The 14,772-nt window shown below is 58.4% G+C and carries 11 protein-coding genes; 4 read left to right on the top strand and 7 right to left on the bottom strand.

Annotated elements, in window-relative coordinates:
- Positions 1 to 188 precede the first annotated feature (188 nt).
- A complete protein-coding gene (locus tag VGD45_RS28360; protein ID WP_414717614.1) occupies positions 189 to 1,757 on the top strand; it encodes a carboxylesterase/lipase family protein in 1,569 nt (522 codons plus the stop codon).
- A gap of 856 nt (positions 1,758 to 2,613) precedes the next feature.
- Here the strand turns inward: VGD45_RS28360 and VGD45_RS28355 are convergent.
- Positions 2,614 to 4,608, bottom strand: coding sequence for a hypothetical protein (locus tag VGD45_RS28355; RefSeq protein WP_331158759.1), 1,995 nt, complete (start codon positions 4,606 to 4,608; stop codon positions 2,614 to 2,616).
- A gap of 657 nt (positions 4,609 to 5,265) precedes the next feature.
- On the opposite strand from VGD45_RS28355, the gene VGD45_RS28350 reads away from it, so the two are divergent.
- Positions 5,266 to 5,571, top strand: coding sequence for a hypothetical protein (locus VGD45_RS28350; RefSeq protein WP_331158758.1), 306 nt, complete (start codon positions 5,266 to 5,268; stop codon positions 5,569 to 5,571).
- 898 nt (positions 5,572 to 6,469) lie between these two features.
- On the opposite strand, the gene VGD45_RS28345 is transcribed toward VGD45_RS28350, so the two are convergent.
- On the bottom strand, positions 6,470 to 7,015 hold the full coding sequence (locus VGD45_RS28345; protein ID WP_331158757.1) for a hypothetical protein: 546 nt from the start codon (positions 7,013 to 7,015) through the stop codon (positions 6,470 to 6,472).
- Between the two features lie 181 nt (positions 7,016 to 7,196).
- Positions 7,197 to 7,574, bottom strand: a complete 378-nt coding sequence (locus VGD45_RS28340) for a response regulator (protein ID WP_331158756.1) — start codon at positions 7,572 to 7,574, stop codon at positions 7,197 to 7,199.
- A gap of 266 nt (positions 7,575 to 7,840) precedes the next feature.
- Here VGD45_RS28340 and VGD45_RS28335 point away from each other — a divergent pair, with 266 nt between their 5' ends.
- Positions 7,841 to 8,587, top strand: a complete 747-nt coding sequence (locus VGD45_RS28335) for a glycine zipper 2TM domain-containing protein (protein WP_331158755.1) — start codon at positions 7,841 to 7,843, stop codon at positions 8,585 to 8,587.
- Between the two features lie 1,140 nt (positions 8,588 to 9,727).
- On the opposite strand, the gene VGD45_RS28330 is transcribed toward VGD45_RS28335, so the two are convergent.
- Entirely contained in the window at positions 9,728 to 10,348 is a 621-nt protein-coding gene (locus VGD45_RS28330; RefSeq protein ID WP_331158866.1) for an NADPH-dependent F420 reductase, read from the bottom strand.
- A gap of 15 nt (positions 10,349 to 10,363) precedes the next feature.
- On the bottom strand, positions 10,364 to 11,113 hold the full coding sequence (locus VGD45_RS28325) for a 3-oxoacyl-ACP reductase family protein (RefSeq protein ID WP_331158754.1): 750 nt from the start codon (positions 11,111 to 11,113) through the stop codon (positions 10,364 to 10,366).
- Positions 11,114 to 11,221: 108 nt separating this feature from the next.
- Here VGD45_RS28325 and VGD45_RS28320 point away from each other — a divergent pair, with 108 nt between their 5' ends.
- Positions 11,222 to 12,151, top strand: a complete 930-nt coding sequence (locus tag VGD45_RS28320; RefSeq protein WP_331158753.1) for a LysR family transcriptional regulator — start codon at positions 11,222 to 11,224, stop codon at positions 12,149 to 12,151.
- Positions 12,152 to 13,323: 1,172 nt separating this feature from the next.
- Here VGD45_RS28320 and VGD45_RS28315 read toward each other — a convergent pair.
- Together VGD45_RS28315 and VGD45_RS28310 are read right to left on the bottom strand one after the other, a co-directional pair.
- Positions 13,324 to 13,650 (bottom strand): hypothetical protein, encoded by a 327-nt coding sequence (locus VGD45_RS28315; RefSeq protein WP_331158752.1) that lies wholly within the window; start codon positions 13,648 to 13,650, stop codon positions 13,324 to 13,326.
- Between the two features lie 335 nt (positions 13,651 to 13,985).
- Positions 13,986 to 14,258, bottom strand: a complete 273-nt coding sequence (locus VGD45_RS28310; RefSeq protein WP_331158751.1) for a hypothetical protein — start codon at positions 14,256 to 14,258, stop codon at positions 13,986 to 13,988.
- Positions 14,259 to 14,772: the final 514 nt, after the last annotated feature.

Here is a 14,772-nt window from a genome sequence, read left to right as displayed (position 1 = left end):
GCACAGCTCCAAGAATGGAACAAACATCTGCGATCCATCGACTTGCCGCAGACACTGTGAGCGAGTATTCGCTCGATGGACACCTTACGAACATTTGGCGACCAGCTACTTGGGCATCCATGCGAACTCAAGCCGATTGCCACCCAAAGGAACGTTGCCTTTCGCGACGAGTGGGTTTACCCACGACGATGATCTGCTTTACGGCTCTCTGCGTCGCCCTTGTTGGGTCGGCCCGAGCCGCGATTGAGCAAGCAGAGGTCACGGGCGGCACCGTGCAGGGCACAGTCGACCACGGCGTGGCCGTCTTCAAGGGCTTACCGTTCGCGGCGCCGCCGGTTGGCGAACTGCGCTGGAAAGCGCCACAGCCGGTCATTCCCTGGGTCGGCGTCAAGCAAACTCGCGCTGTCGCACTGCCTTGCACCCAGGGCTCTGGCGCTCCGGGAGGGTCGAGCGAGGACTGCCTTTATCTGAATATCTGGACTGCAGCTATCTCGCCCGCCGAAAAGCGTCCGGTCATGGTGTGGATCCATGGCGGCGGTTTCAATGGTGGCGACGCCTCCTCCACGGATTTCGATGGTACGCGCTTCGCCCAAGACGGTGTTGTCCTGGTCAGCATTGCTTATCGGCTGGGTGTCTTCGGTTTTCTGGCTCATCCGGAGTTGCGCCAAGAGAGTGGCAAGAGCTCTGGCGATTATGGCCTGGAGGATCAAATCGCAGCGCTGCAATGGGTTAAACGCAATATCCAGCGCTTCGGTGGTGATGCGGAGAACGTTACAATTTTCGGCGAGTCTGCCGGCGGAATGGCGGTCAGCTTGCTCGCCGGCGCGCCTGCGGCGCGCGGTCTGTTTGAGCGGGCGATTTCCGAGAGCGGAGGGGTCTTCGCTCAGCCTACACGTCCCGGTCAGCGTGGCGGACCGTTGCTTTCGGTCGAATTCGCAGAGAATACGGGTAGAGACTTTCTCAAGAGCCTGGGTGTCGCGGACATCCGGGCTGCGCGCGTCCTTGCCACTGATAGAATCTTCCACGCGGCGACGGACGGGTCAGGATTCAAATTCTGGCCGGTGCTGGACGGGGATATATTGAAAGCGCCCAATGCCGAACTTTACCGCGCCGGGCGATTTAACGACGTTCCCACCTTGGTCGGTTCCAACTCCGGGGAGGGCGCAGGCACTGCTCCGCCCAATACGACCGCCAAATCATTTTTGGAAATCGGCAAGGATGCCCCCCAAGCCTGCGCACCAAAAATCGCGGCGGTACTGGCGCGCTACGCACACGATACCGATGCTGCCGCCGTGAAGTCGTTCGAGGACTTGTCACGGGATTCGGACTATGGCTGGAATAGCTGGACCTGGGCGCGATTGCATGCGCGCAAGGGCCGCAGCAAAGTCTTCGTGTATTACTTTGATGTCAGCCCACCGGATTCGACGGTGGGCGCTTATCACGGCGCGGAGGTGCAGTACGTCTTCGGCCGGCCCAGTGCGGTCGCTCGCATGGACGACGCGCGCGTCTCCGATCTCATGCGTCGCTACTGGATCAATTTTGCCAAGAGCGGTGACCCCAATGGGCCAGGTCTGCCCGCGTGGCCGGCCTTTTCGGATGAGGCTCCCCGCGCGATGGTCTTCGACCGGACGCCCAGTGCCCGCCGGCTACCCAATCTTGATCGTATGCGAGCGATCGATGCTTTCTTCACATGCGTAGTGGACCATGCTGCTGACGGGCGGGTGGTTCCCGTAACGCGTCGCGTTCGTCGCCGGTGAGAAGAGGGCCTTGGCGCTTACGCGCCAAGGTCCTCTTCGCCTGCGCCAGCGATTCGCGCAGCAGCTCATGAACCCTGCTGCAAATTCTTTTCCGACATCCGGCGGCCGTCACTGCACTCCGCAGTGACGGCCCGAGAAACTGCAGCAGCAATACGGGCTTGCGCAGCTTCCGAAACATGTGCCCGACGTGAGCTTGCCGTTCAAGGTCTTGGAGGGATTTCGTGGTGGGAAAAACGAGATGGCGCGGCCGGAGGGATTCGAACCCCCGACCACTTGGTTCGAAGTCAAGTACTCTGGCTCGCAGAATGATCAAAAAACCCCTATTCCCACGCCTTTTTTTAGGCAGCGGAGATCAGCTGCAACGCGGCTACAAACACGGCTACAAACAAAATCGAGTCAGGCCATTCCCGTGCGCCCGTTTGCGACAGATCGCAATTGATCGTGAGCACAGTGGTTCGCAGGTTGTCGCATGCTGTTGCCGATTCACAAAGAACTTATGTGCTCAGGTTCGACGCTCACCATGACGAGCGAATGAGCCATCCCCGACGGGGGCACCTCCCCGCTGGTTGTGCGCTCGTTTGGCTTACTGGGATCGATGGTATGGAGTTCTTCGCTCCCCCTTGCCGTGGGAGCGGCGCGGCAGTCCGGGGTCGAAACCGAAAGGAAAGTGACGACCCGGGAGCGCGTAACATGGCTGCATACGAATGAAACCCTTGTGGTCATGATCGGCAGGCACGAGCACGAGACAGAAGGCGCGTGGAAATAGTAATCGCGAGGCGGGGCCGCTACGGTACAGAATGTGTTCATCACAGCGCAGCGTGCCCATGGGCAGGAAGTTCGCAAGCAAGCGGCCGATCTAGTGACCCGGTCCACGCAGGCAGAACTCACAGGGGTTCAGCCCATCTTTGTATGCAGACGCGAGGGACACATATAACAGCTTGTTGTGCGCCTTCATTGCTTGCAGGTTGCACCGCGCATCCACCGTGGTGACCAGATGTACCTCGTTTGTACGTTTGTTACCAACATAGACCGCCCTTGAAGCCTCCGAGCTTCGTAGGTTGTGGAGCCATTGCCTAGATCGCGCCAAGCACTTGTTGCAATCGTTGAAGTGGGCGGCGTGGGCGGTCTGATAGTTGGAGAACCAACGTGCGTTCTCGGGCTTTATTTCGGGAGTCTGGCAGGACGGCGCCAGTACGGATAGATCGTGCAGTTCACCTGTAGAGGCATTCGCCAGAAAACCGTCGTGTGCGATGCCATCCAGTGGCAGAGAACGATGCGCTGGATCGCCGTCTGTAAGAGTCGGGGGTGGTGCGATGTGCCAGTACGCCGCAAGCGCTCGAGCGAACAGGAAGTCGAGTCCGGATGACTCGATGCGTAATCCCCGACTAGGGTCTGCGGCGTATTCGGAAGAAATATCAGTGGCGTTGAATGTGCTGCCGACCGGTGATGAATAAGGACCTATTTCACTAGTCGCCTTGCGAAGATCCCAATAACGGGCGAATGTGTAGCCTTTGCTGTTGTAATGCGTTCCGTTCGCTGTCCATGCGTACCAACCTCCCCAGAGATTGCCGTTTGGGCCGCGGCTTCGAAACTGCGGGACCGCACTGTCCCGAGGTGTGCATAGCGGCAAATCAGCAAACCAAGTGCTGCTGCCGTCCAGAAGTCGTCCTATGCTTCTGTCGAGGAATCGATGCCAACCGGAATCTGAATCACCCGAAAGTTGCGCGCAGCGCTTGGCCACAACGGCGAACAGGCAGTTATGCCGGAATGGCTTTTTTGCGCCATCAAGCGGACCCGTGTCGTACATGATTGCTTTCAGAACATTGTTTCCTCGTCTTGCAAACTTGAATCTATGCAGTTGATTTGTGCCAGTGGAGTCTATGACCAGGATAAGGCAATAGACCGCCATAGTGACGCTCCATAGGCTTTCCTGCGATAAGTTGAGTAGACCTCCATAGGCTCCAAGTGCGTCATCGAAAAGTTCGCGTGGTGTGTAGTTGAAGTCCAAACGAAACGCATTGAAGACGGTCACGAGCGGCTCAAGCATGGGCTCCCAAGCCCATGCGTCGGGTATGGTCTCGCCACATTGATACGAGTTGTTCGCGATCTCCTGGAAAGCACGTCCGAACGGCCACTGCCAAACAAAGGCAGATCTTCCCTTCGCTTGGCTGAGCTTGCCACGTCCAGGTACATAGGAAACGGTGGAGAGGCTGCGATCAAGTGGGGGGCGTAGGACATAGTCGGTCCGCTTGAGATAGGCTCCGAGGCTTTTGGTGATCTTAACAGCGAGAGTCTCAAGTGCCGCTCCGGCTTGGTCAGCTGAGGAGCGACCGGCTTTCGTGGCGAACAGAAGCCCAACCGTCATCCCGCAGATCTCATCCATCGAGAATTGCGACGATGTGTGCGTTAAGTGACGCTTGCGGGTGAAGAAGCCTGTTTGGGCGCCGGCGCGCTCGCGAACTATGGAACTATCGAAAAATGCAAGCAGCTTTCCAGCGTGCGAAAGGGAATGCTTGCTGATACCGAGAAGTGATTCGATGGCGAATGTAGCTAACGCTAGTCCTCCCATCAGCAGTGGGTTGTCACCACCGCCGGCGAGCTGCAGTCTCCTGGGCTGATCATGCTCGGTATGAAAAAAAATGACTGGGAAGGCTCGGTACGTATAGCGCGAGCCGGTCGCGTCCAGGATTTCATTCGATTGGCGTCGCACAGCGAGCCATGCATGACGGCTCACGCCCAATGGGTTCTCCTCAGTCATCCATACCGCCTGCAACAATCTGCCATTTGCGGCGATGTGACGTTGGATCAATCCGCGCCGATAATTAGTGTAAACCTGGTGGTTGTTTGCCATACGATTATACCCACGGGGGTAAGAGCGAGAACATATAGATCACACGTGAGAGGTTTTTTTTAGACTTCAGCGTATGCACAGATGAAAATCTACTGTGGGAACCATCTCAGAAGTTGGCGGCAGCGGAAAAACAATTGGATGCGGTGCATTGCGCGGCCGAACTCACGTTCTCTGGATTGTTTCGCCACATCGTATGATATGCGACCCCGAATCTGGTGCGCGGGAGTATGAGCAGAGTTCTGATGTCGTTACCGCACGAGACTCTGCGCTCGATGGTTTGCCTTATAGCCTTGGGATAGAGATATCGGCCAGGCGCCGCCGGCGATGAGCGGCATCATCGAAGCCCTGAACCAGCTATCACTCTCATGGAGCCTGAGGAGCAGGGTGCCAGACGTGATCCGAAAGAAGGCTATTTCGGTCACGACGACGATGATGACGGATGGCATCAGCAAGCAGACAATGAACGGCAGCAGGAAGAGGAGTTCGAGCAGCAGCCATAGAACTTCTGCCCGGTGAGCGGCCGGTGGGCATTGGCCCATGCCCAGCGGTGAGAAACCGGTTGCGCTGCTGAAAGGCTGAAAGGTTCGCGCCTGTGCGGTGAGGCATCGGATGGGAACCTCACTGTGTTGTCATGAGTGTCAGATTCAGGAGCGAGCCTTGATTGTGCAACGACCAACTGAGTCTGCTTCCGCTGATGAGCAAGAGTTGCAAGCGCACCTTGCAGCGGCGGAGGAAACGACGGCTGACCTTCAAGATCAGAACACCATTGATCTGCCGCTGGCGACTGGGGACGAGACGGCCGACGTCACCAATACGGCAGTAGTTGAGGTCGCAGTCCCGCAGGTGGTCGAAACCACGCTTACAGTAGATTCGAACGGCAATCCGGTGCACGACGTCGCGCCGGGGCTGCCGGCCAAGGATCATCTATCCCTGGCTTCCATGCGAGCATGGACACGGACGTAGATCATGTCGTCATGTCGCGATCGAGAGTTGCCGATATTCGTCTGCACTGGATTCGACGAGGAGGCGGTGACGAAGTGAGCCGCCGAGGACCGGATGCTTGTGCTCGAGAAGCCTGTGGATGAGGGGTGGTTGATCTGGCTACTGCGAGCTCACGTGGGTTACTTCGGCTGAATCCTCTTCAGCTGGGCCATCTGAATGAAAGGGATCGGCGCACGCCTGAATGCAAAAAGGGGGGCGGAGTGTCCTCCGCCCCTGCACTTCTTTGTCACGAAGGGTTATCGCAGGCGGCCCTGTTCTGACTGCCCTTACCCGCGACAGCTCATTCCGGGCAAAGGGAAAGCATCGATGCAATTTCGCGATGCGCGCAGTCGATAACCCTACTAACGAGTAAGGCTGAGTGGATTCTAACGCGGTGGTGGGTCTGGCGATACAGTGGCCACGGCTGCTCGTCGAGTGTGCATAGGATGCGGTATCCGGGCGGCGTCGCATGAGTCCGCTTGCGAAGGATGCCCAATCTTCGTTGCCCGGTTCCGCGACGAGCTCGTAGATCGGGATGCGCGAGGGAAAGCAGAGTTGCAAGGCGTCGCACGCTATCGCCGGCCGGCTCGCGTCCTCGTGACCGAATGTCCCACCTCACCAGAAATCTGCTCGCTAAACTTACGGCAGCCACGAGGGAGCGCTTGACATATCTGCGCAGAACGGATGCGACCACTGAGCACCCATGTCGAGCGCAGCTAATGTCGCGAGCGGCTGTTTGCGAGCGTCTCCGCATGACCCTCCGATGAAATGCAAATGACCTGGTCATCGAGAAACCTGTCGCCGAAGCGCAGCTGATCTGGCTACTGCGGGCTCATTTAGGTTATCTGGATTGAGCTCGAAACCCGACGCTGCGAGGGCGCTATCCGGTCTGCCCCTCAATCAAGAAGCCGACATCGTCAGTTGCACTGGCTAACTGCGTCCGCTCTTTCAAGCTGTACTTCAGTTCTGCCGCGCGGCGACCCGTTATTCCTCCGACCGGGCGAAGTGCCCATGGAAGCCACCGCGAAACGCAGCCTGCAATGACCGCGCAATAGCGGTGAAAGTCACAAGGCATCGTTAGATAGGCATTGGCATCGAAGCCGTCATGTCGGCGATAAGCGCGCGGGTTGCCTTCAAGGCTCACAAGCACAACAGGAACGTCTCTCGTTTGCGGGTGTGCCCGGATCAGATCGAGTACGCACAGCCCACTGACGGCCTTCATCTCCAGGCTCAGCACTACTAGCCGCGGCAAGATTGGTGCGCGGCCTGCGAATAGACCAGTGGAGAAGAGATATTCCAGGGCCTCGTTCCCATCCAACAGATGTAATACCCGGGCGCGTGGCGCGACCTGCTCGAACGCAACGAGCGTCGCTTGTGCGTCCAGGAGATGATCGTTGACGACGAGAACATCGGCTCTGAGTGACATGTGCGGCTCGCAAAAAAACCGAGGCCACCAACAGAATCCGATGAAGCCAATTGAAGTTCCAATTGACTTAGTCTCGCCGTTTGTCGCTCAACAGTGACGAGCGCGCGAACTCGGGTCGCGACGATGCGACGAATATAAACTCCGATTGCGTTGAAACTGAGATGCCCCCGGCAAGCTCCATTTAAGTGTGTGAGGCGACTTGAGGCGCTGGAAGTGTGCTGTGGAGTGCGAGCGCCAACTCCGATTCATCGACCGGCTTGTGGAGCACTCTGACGTGGACCAGCTTTGCCCACTGTGCAATCGCGCGTGATTCGGTCGCCGTACAAATGAAAATCGGCAGTCCTCTATCGAGAGAGCGCAACTCGTCCGAAACCTCGTCCCCGCGGAGATCGGGCAGGCCAATGGAGATAACCGCGGCCTTGAACTTTATCTTTCTTGCTGCGGCGATGGCCCGTCTGCCCTCGTGTTCGCAATGGACAAAAAAGCCGGAGCGTGTCAGCGCCTCAGTCAGCGACAGCGCCATTGATGGATCGTTTTCGACTAACAGGATCGAGTTCATTGCTCATGGTGTAGCACATGAGGTCATGAAGTGCGAACGGTCGATCGCCTACTCCGGCTCGAAAAATTAGTATCCCTGGAGCCATCTTCCCAGCAGGCCATCCGATATGAACACGAGTGGTTACCAAGAAAGGTTCCACCCCGAGTGTGCAAGCATCATGAGCGGAGGCCGAGCCCCGGCGAGAAGGGCATGCAGCAGTCATCGCTGAGCGGTTCAGCTACAATTTTCCAGATCGGCTTGCTGACTATGGACAGAGACCTCACTCAATGATCCAACTTTCTAGATCAAAATGCGCACGCCTTCTCCTGATTGCTACAGCTGCAGCAGCTACGTTTGGCACAGCGCTTGCGCTTGCAGATCCGGACAAGGGTGAATCTGGTCATGGGCCGAAGGTGGAAGTCCATGACAACGGTAAAGACTATAAGTACGAGTACAAGGATCGCCGCTGCAAGTACGAGTACAAGCTGAACTACCGCACGGGCGAAGAGAAGATCGAGCAGAAGGGTGACTGTCGTGGAGTTTCACCACGTCGGGCTGTGTACCCGGACGTTGAGGTGTATCACGAACACGACCATGAGGACGAGTATGAAGTCGCTCCGCGCTCGTCCGGACGAATCGCTTGCAATCGGGATGTGATCGGCGCCGTGATCGGCGGGGTTATGGGCGGAGTGGCGGGCTCCAACGTGGGCAGTGGTGACGGGCGAAAGGTTGCGACAGTCGCCGGAGCGATCATTGGAGCGGTGATCGGCGGAAACATCGGCGGCCGCATGGATCGTGCAGACGATGGATGCGCGTATCAGGCGTTCGAGTTCGCTGCACCAGGCGAGACGGTCTTCTGGCGGAATCCTGATTCTCGAATTGAGTACGGCATTACTCCTGACCGGCGCGTGCGTCGTAGGGACGGTCGCGAGTGCCGGGAATACAAAGTAGCGGTTGCTGGTGGCGGCGTAACTCAGAAGTCCTCATCCGGAGTGGCCTGTCGGAACTCAAGCGGAGCTTGGCAAATCGAGTAGCGGAGGCTGCCGTCGAGCGAATCGCGTTGATCGTTTCTGCTCGTCACAGGCGTGAGCTACACGCGGGAGGAAAGCTTTTTCAAGCTGGGAGATTGAGGTTAAGGTGCCGCAGGCGCATAGGGTTGACGAGTAGGGCGGCAGCTGATCGAACAATCGTCGCAGGTCGCCTTTCTATACTTCGTCACTTGGCGACAATGACCTATGGCGAGAGTTGTCCCCGACTAAGCGCGAGCGCGATATGACGTTGCACCATCCTAACCACCCAGCTCTTCACGAAAGCGAGCCAATTCGGCCAGAGTTGGAGCCTCTCAGTAACTTTACTGAAGGCGACAGCTGCCGCAACAAGGCTTGGTTGAAGCCGAGGTTTGCTCGCCGCCGTGGCGACCGCTTCGAAGCAGGAGCATCTGACGCTAGGGCGGGAGTGTTCTCGGGCATGCTCATGGGCGCAGGCTCACTCGCACTGATGGTTTGGCTAGCTGCGCTAGTGCTATAGGAAGCATCGCAGTGCAGCGTTGCCCCACAACGCCAGATGCCGATGACCTTGATTCGATCGGCAAGTCACACGCATCACTACTTCTTGCGCGACATCGCCCGCTTCAGCAACGCTTCCGCCACGGCCTCGCGTGCATTTGATCCGGGTGCGTCGCCTGTCTCTTTCTGAGCTGGGCGCTTGCTCTTTATCTCTTCACTTAGCTTGCGCATGTCTTCGAGTAATCGACGTGGTTTCGCATCCGTGCCCTCCGGCATGAGCGATAGATCGTCGCCTGCGAGTGCTTTAAGGGGCGCTGTCTCAATGTCGCACTTGAACGTTCCGGTGCGAGCCTCGCACGTCGCGTGGTCTGCCGATCGTGTCGATATGGTTTTTTGTTACTCATCGGCTGCAACTCTCCTACACTAAAGGTTAGGGTGACTGCCGGTCCGAATATGCTTCAGCCCGAATGGAGAGGCTGGACTTGAGCTCGTCCGATCTGCAACGCCTGCAAGGCGATGATTAGATGTGCGCCTGCGGATGACTCGAAACACGGCATCCGGAGAAACGTAGCACATCTTCGTGGGCTGCCCAATGGCCGACGCAATGCATATTTTGACGTTGTCTAATCTAGGCCATGAGCGGAGCGGACGCTCATGGCCTGACACCGTTTATTCGAAACGAACCAAGTTAATCGCAGGCAGCGGTCCACCTGGAAATTGAACCAGGCGCCCGCCTACCGCCAACGTGCCGAGATCGATGCCGAAGAAGCCGAGGCGTTCGATCAGACCGCCGACTTCCGCCTTGGCTTGCGGATCGTCGCCGGAATAGAACAGCACGCGCCGGCCTCCCTCTGCACTTGGATCTCCGGCGAGTAGGTGCGGTTGAAGGTGATTGAACGCCTTCACGATCCGTGCGCCAGGGACGAGGTCGGCAAACACTTCGCTCGATGCGCGTCCGTGCAACTCCGCCGGTTTAAACAGCGGCGCCTCGATTGGATTGTTTGCGTCGATGACGATCCGGCCATTGAAGTTTGGCAAGCCTGCAAGTGCGCTTGGCAACTTTGACCAGTTAATCGCGACAAACACGACGTCTTTAGCCGCAGCTTCCTCTCTCGTGCCGGCCATGATCGAAGGGCCGATATCCTTCACCAATTCCTTCAATGACTCAGGTCCGCGGCTATTGGCGATTGTCGCCCGGATGCCTTTCTTTGCGAGTGCGCGTGCTACGGCTTGGCCGATGTTGCCCGCGCCCAGAATGCCAATGGTGCTCATGGCTCGATCCTCGTGTATCTGATGATGAGAGACTCAGGCCGTGAACCCGCCGTCCGCAACGATGTCGGCCCCTGTGACGAACGCCGACTCAGGGCTCGCGAGATAGGCGACGACGCTCGCGATCTCATGCGACTGCCCGTAGCGGCCGATAGCCATGCCCGGACCGACGATCTGTGCGACCGGACCATCCGCGGGATTCATATCAGTGTCGGTCGGACCGGGATGAACCGTGTTGACGGTGACGCCACGAGGACCGACATCGCGGACGAGGCTGCGATTGAAACCCGCAACTGCGCCTTTGGTCAGCGTATAGACGGAGGCCGTCGGAAACGCCGCATACTTCGTCATCGAGCTGCCGATATGGATGATTCGTCCGCCGGCCTTCATATGACGCAGAGCTTCTTGAGTGGCGACGAAGACGCCGGTGACGTTGACCGCGATCATCCGTTGGTAGTCTTCGAACTTGACCTGATCGATGGGCGCGTTGATCGCGATACCGGCGTTGTTGACGAGCACGTCCAGGTTGCCGAACTCAGCGGCCGTTCGGTTGACCGCCGCGCGGACCGCATCTGGATTGCCCGCATCGGCCTGAATGGCCAGCGCTCGACCGCCGGAGGCTCGAATCGATGCCACCACGGCTTCTGCTTTTTCGGGGGAGGCGCTGTAGGTGATGGCCACAGCCGCGCCGTCTGCAGCAAGGCGCTTGGCGATCGCCGCGCCGATGGAACGCGAGCCGCCGGTGACCAGCGCCGTTTTGCCAGTGAGGGGAAGGTTGCTGCTCATGTGAGTCTCCAGTGGGTGGGTACGTGGCGGCAGTCTCACCTCCGGATTGGTTCTTGATTAGCGGGTAATGACTGGAATCTTTTGTGCGTAATCGTTGAAAATGCGCCCATGGAGTCTCTGGCCAACCTGGAATCGTTCGTACGCAGCGCTCAGGGCGGGGGGTTCTCCGCCGCCGCTCGGCAGCTCGGGCTCACGCCGTCGGCGGTCAGCCGCAACGTGGCGATGCTCGAGAGGAACCTTGGAATACGGCTGTTTCATCGCTCCACTCGCAAGCTCACGCTGACCGAAGCGGGCGAGCAGTTCCTGCAGAGCATTGGTGGAAACCTCTACGCTCTACAGGCCGCGATCGCGGGTGTTGCCGCGGATCACGGGGAGCCGGGCGGCATCCTCAAGGTCAGCATGGCGCCGACCTTCGGCATCACGCATCTGATGCCGCTCTTGCCAGGTTTCCTGGCGCGTTATCCCCGGATCCGAGCCGAATGGCATTTTGAAAATCGACAGGTCGATCTCGTGGCCGAAGGCTACGACGTCGCGATTGGCGGAGGCTTCGAGCTGGCGCCCGGCATGGTGTCTCGACCGCTGGCGCCTGCTCACATCGTGGCGGTTGCTTCCCCCGAATACATGAGGCGGCACGCCGTGCCGCAGGTCCCGGCGGACCTTGCGGCGCTCGACGGGATTGCCATGCGATCGATGCGCACGGGGCGCGTTCGGCAGTGGGTGATGCGCGACGTCCTTGGGGCGGAAATGAACGCACCTCTCAAGGAGACGTTCGTCGTGAACGAGCCAGCAGCGATGCGTACGGCGGCCGTGCTCGGTCTCGGCGTTACACTCATCGCCGTTCCCGATGTTCTTCGCGAGCTCGAAAGTGGAGAGCTCGTACGTCTCCTCCCGCGATGGTACGCGGATGCGGGCGCGATCTCGCTTTACTATGCCAATCGCACGCTATTACCCGCGAAGACGCGCGTCTTCATCGACCACGTCGTCGAAGAGTTCAAGCGCGCACGACTCGCTGAGCGGCTTGCGGGAAGCCTTGGGTGAGGGAAGGGACGTCGCGCAGCCGCCTCCTGATCAGGTCTTCCGGCGCGACATTGCGCGTTCCAATGGCCTCGGCGACCGCGTCGCGTGCCTCGATCTCGGTCGTTTCGGCTGGAAATTCGAACACTTCAGCAGTATCGAACGGGTTCGCAAATCGAACCGGTTCGCCCTTGGCGAGCTGCTCTGGTGCCGGCAATTCGGTTCGAGTTGCTTGCTGAGAAGTATTCGCTGTCGACTGGTTTGCGCCTTCCGAGCTCGTGAGTACGTATGCTGATCCAACGATACAGACAGTAGCGATCACTGAAAGGACAGCTGCGAGGCGCTGTAACGATCGGTTGATGCTCTCGGCGAATCCAATTTGCTCCCTGATGCGCTTGTCACGGCGCTAGATGGCTGTGCCGTGGGGCCAATCTCGCGCTTGTCGGGGCGGGGATGCGAAAGCTCACGTAGTTCTTCCGCGGTTAGCTCTAGCTCCGCGGCTGCGTCGTCAATCCTTTCCGCTGTCGAGTCGCTCATGAAGTTTCCTCCCTCGGTCGCAGCACAGAATCCCTGGCTGCATGGGAGGTACACGAAGATCCGACCGAAAGAGTTCCTCGCTCGTTATGCGGGCTACGAAATAATGCGATCGGGATCGCGAGCGCTCAAAAGGAGGTGCGGTTATGACAAATGATCGTTGCGAATTTGGGAGTCGCTCAGCTTCGGCAACATACATTGGAAGTGATGCAAGCCATTGTGGCTGAACGCCGGACGGGAGTGGCTGACTACGAGTCACCGCACATCTTCAACGGGAGAAGCTTTTGCTGCTCTCCTGAGTTCGCAGGCGGCTTGCTCCGCCAGATCGCTGAGAATGGCTCGCGCAATTGGCTCGGGTAACAGTAGGAGGGCGTTGAGGGGCACCACGACACGTGCGCCCAGCGCGAGGACCTCTATTTGACCGTCTCCGGTGAAGCGGTACGAGCACTCCGAATACGTGCTGTCGTCCACGCGCCGCCAGGGCTTGGAGCGATCCAAGCCAACTGGACCAGTATTGCTGCCACTCAAAGTTTACGCGCCTGCCACTCTCGGGGATTCCTCCCAATCATTATACGGGCGAATCCCTACAAAGTAGCGAGCGGGAATCACACGGAAGTTCGCGACCGCTTGGCCACGCACTACCCGTCCGAAGGGAACACCGGTCAATGGGCGGTGTTGACGGAGGAAATCTCCCCTGGTGCACCGGACCCGGACAATTCGGCGGTTGTAGCGTGATCGGTATCAATCGTCTCCGCTGACGAAGGCAGGCCGGGCTTCAGGCTTGGCATGGGAGCGCCCATTCGGAGCTGCTGGCGTACAGAGTTTTCGAGCACTGACTTCGCTGCAGCTTCTGGACTGGCCCCTGCATAACTTACAACCTCAAGCAGCCCGACTCCCATCACCTCGACTTCGCTGTGCGAGAGCATGCGATACCATGCGCCGTAAAGTTGTCCGTCCACGACATGTGTGAAGTACTGCAGATCCTGCACTTCCCGGCTCCCTTCTTCCCCAACACACGAAGTAATGGCGTTGCTCTATACAAGTTCCACAGGCGCAGGTGATGTCGCGGTGTCGGGCGCAGGCGTTCAACGGCACAACGGACACTGTGAACAGCTCATCGTTGAGAATCCTGTCTCATTGTTGAGACCACCCGACTCGAGGCCAGCGCGTGCTTCCCCGCGCCGATTCGGCCGCAGCCTCCGTATGAGAAATCGAGTCAAGCGTCCCAAATAGGAACCGAGTACGATGCTTGAGTGGCCAAAATGCTGATCGCGAGCGAGGCAGAAGTATTCGCGTGTCTCGCCCGCGGTGCTGCGGCTCTTCGCTAGCGTTCCTTCCCGGATGATTTCATTTCCTTCAGGTGCGCGGTGTACTCACGTTTTGTGAGATAGCCATCTCCATCTGCGTCGATCATGGAAAAGTGATCGCTCAGCATCTCGTCGCCCGACGCTTCTGTCTTGCTGAGCCGCTGATCGGTGTCTCTGTCCAATGACTTGAACACTGCCTCCTCATCCGCCATCGACTTGTCCTTGTCATCGGCCATGACAGATGTGATCGCGAGGATACTTGCAACGAATACCAGAATTGGATGGCGCATGAGGAAGTCTCCTGTGGTTCGCCAATCGACATCGCGGTAATGGAGGCGGGACGCCCCGCGCTGCAATGCACACGTGCACCGCACGCCGGTTAGCGTATGGACTCAATGTAAAGTTGATTGCCGGGGTTCCAACTGCTCGCTTGGTCACGCCGACAACATGCCCAACCGCAATGTTTCCAAGCGATATCGGGTTGGTGGGTTGAGCCCGGTTACTACAAGCCTGCGCGGACCAAACCGCGTCGCATTCCGGACCGTTTGTCTTGCCGTTGGTCCTTGAGAAAACCTCTGCTCGGTTGGAACTCGATAGACTCGACGCGACGCTGAAGTGCTTCCGAGATCGATGCATCCTGTTCGAAGCGCCGACGAGGATGAGGGGGGTTTCGGAACAGCTTGAAGAGCATAGGTAGCATTCCGGACCTCCGCTTACCGTGCGGGCAGAGTTGGATGGCTCATCGTCCAAGAACAAGACATCGTCGGTTGAGTTTGGTGTGGGCCGTCCATTCCTTTATCCAGA

This window comes from Steroidobacter sp. (assembly GCF_036402275.1).
Lineage (GTDB): Bacteria > Pseudomonadota > Gammaproteobacteria > Steroidobacterales > Steroidobacteraceae > Steroidobacter.
The sequence above is the reverse complement of the archived record's forward strand: the minus strand, read 5'-3'. Positions and strand labels throughout refer to the sequence as shown.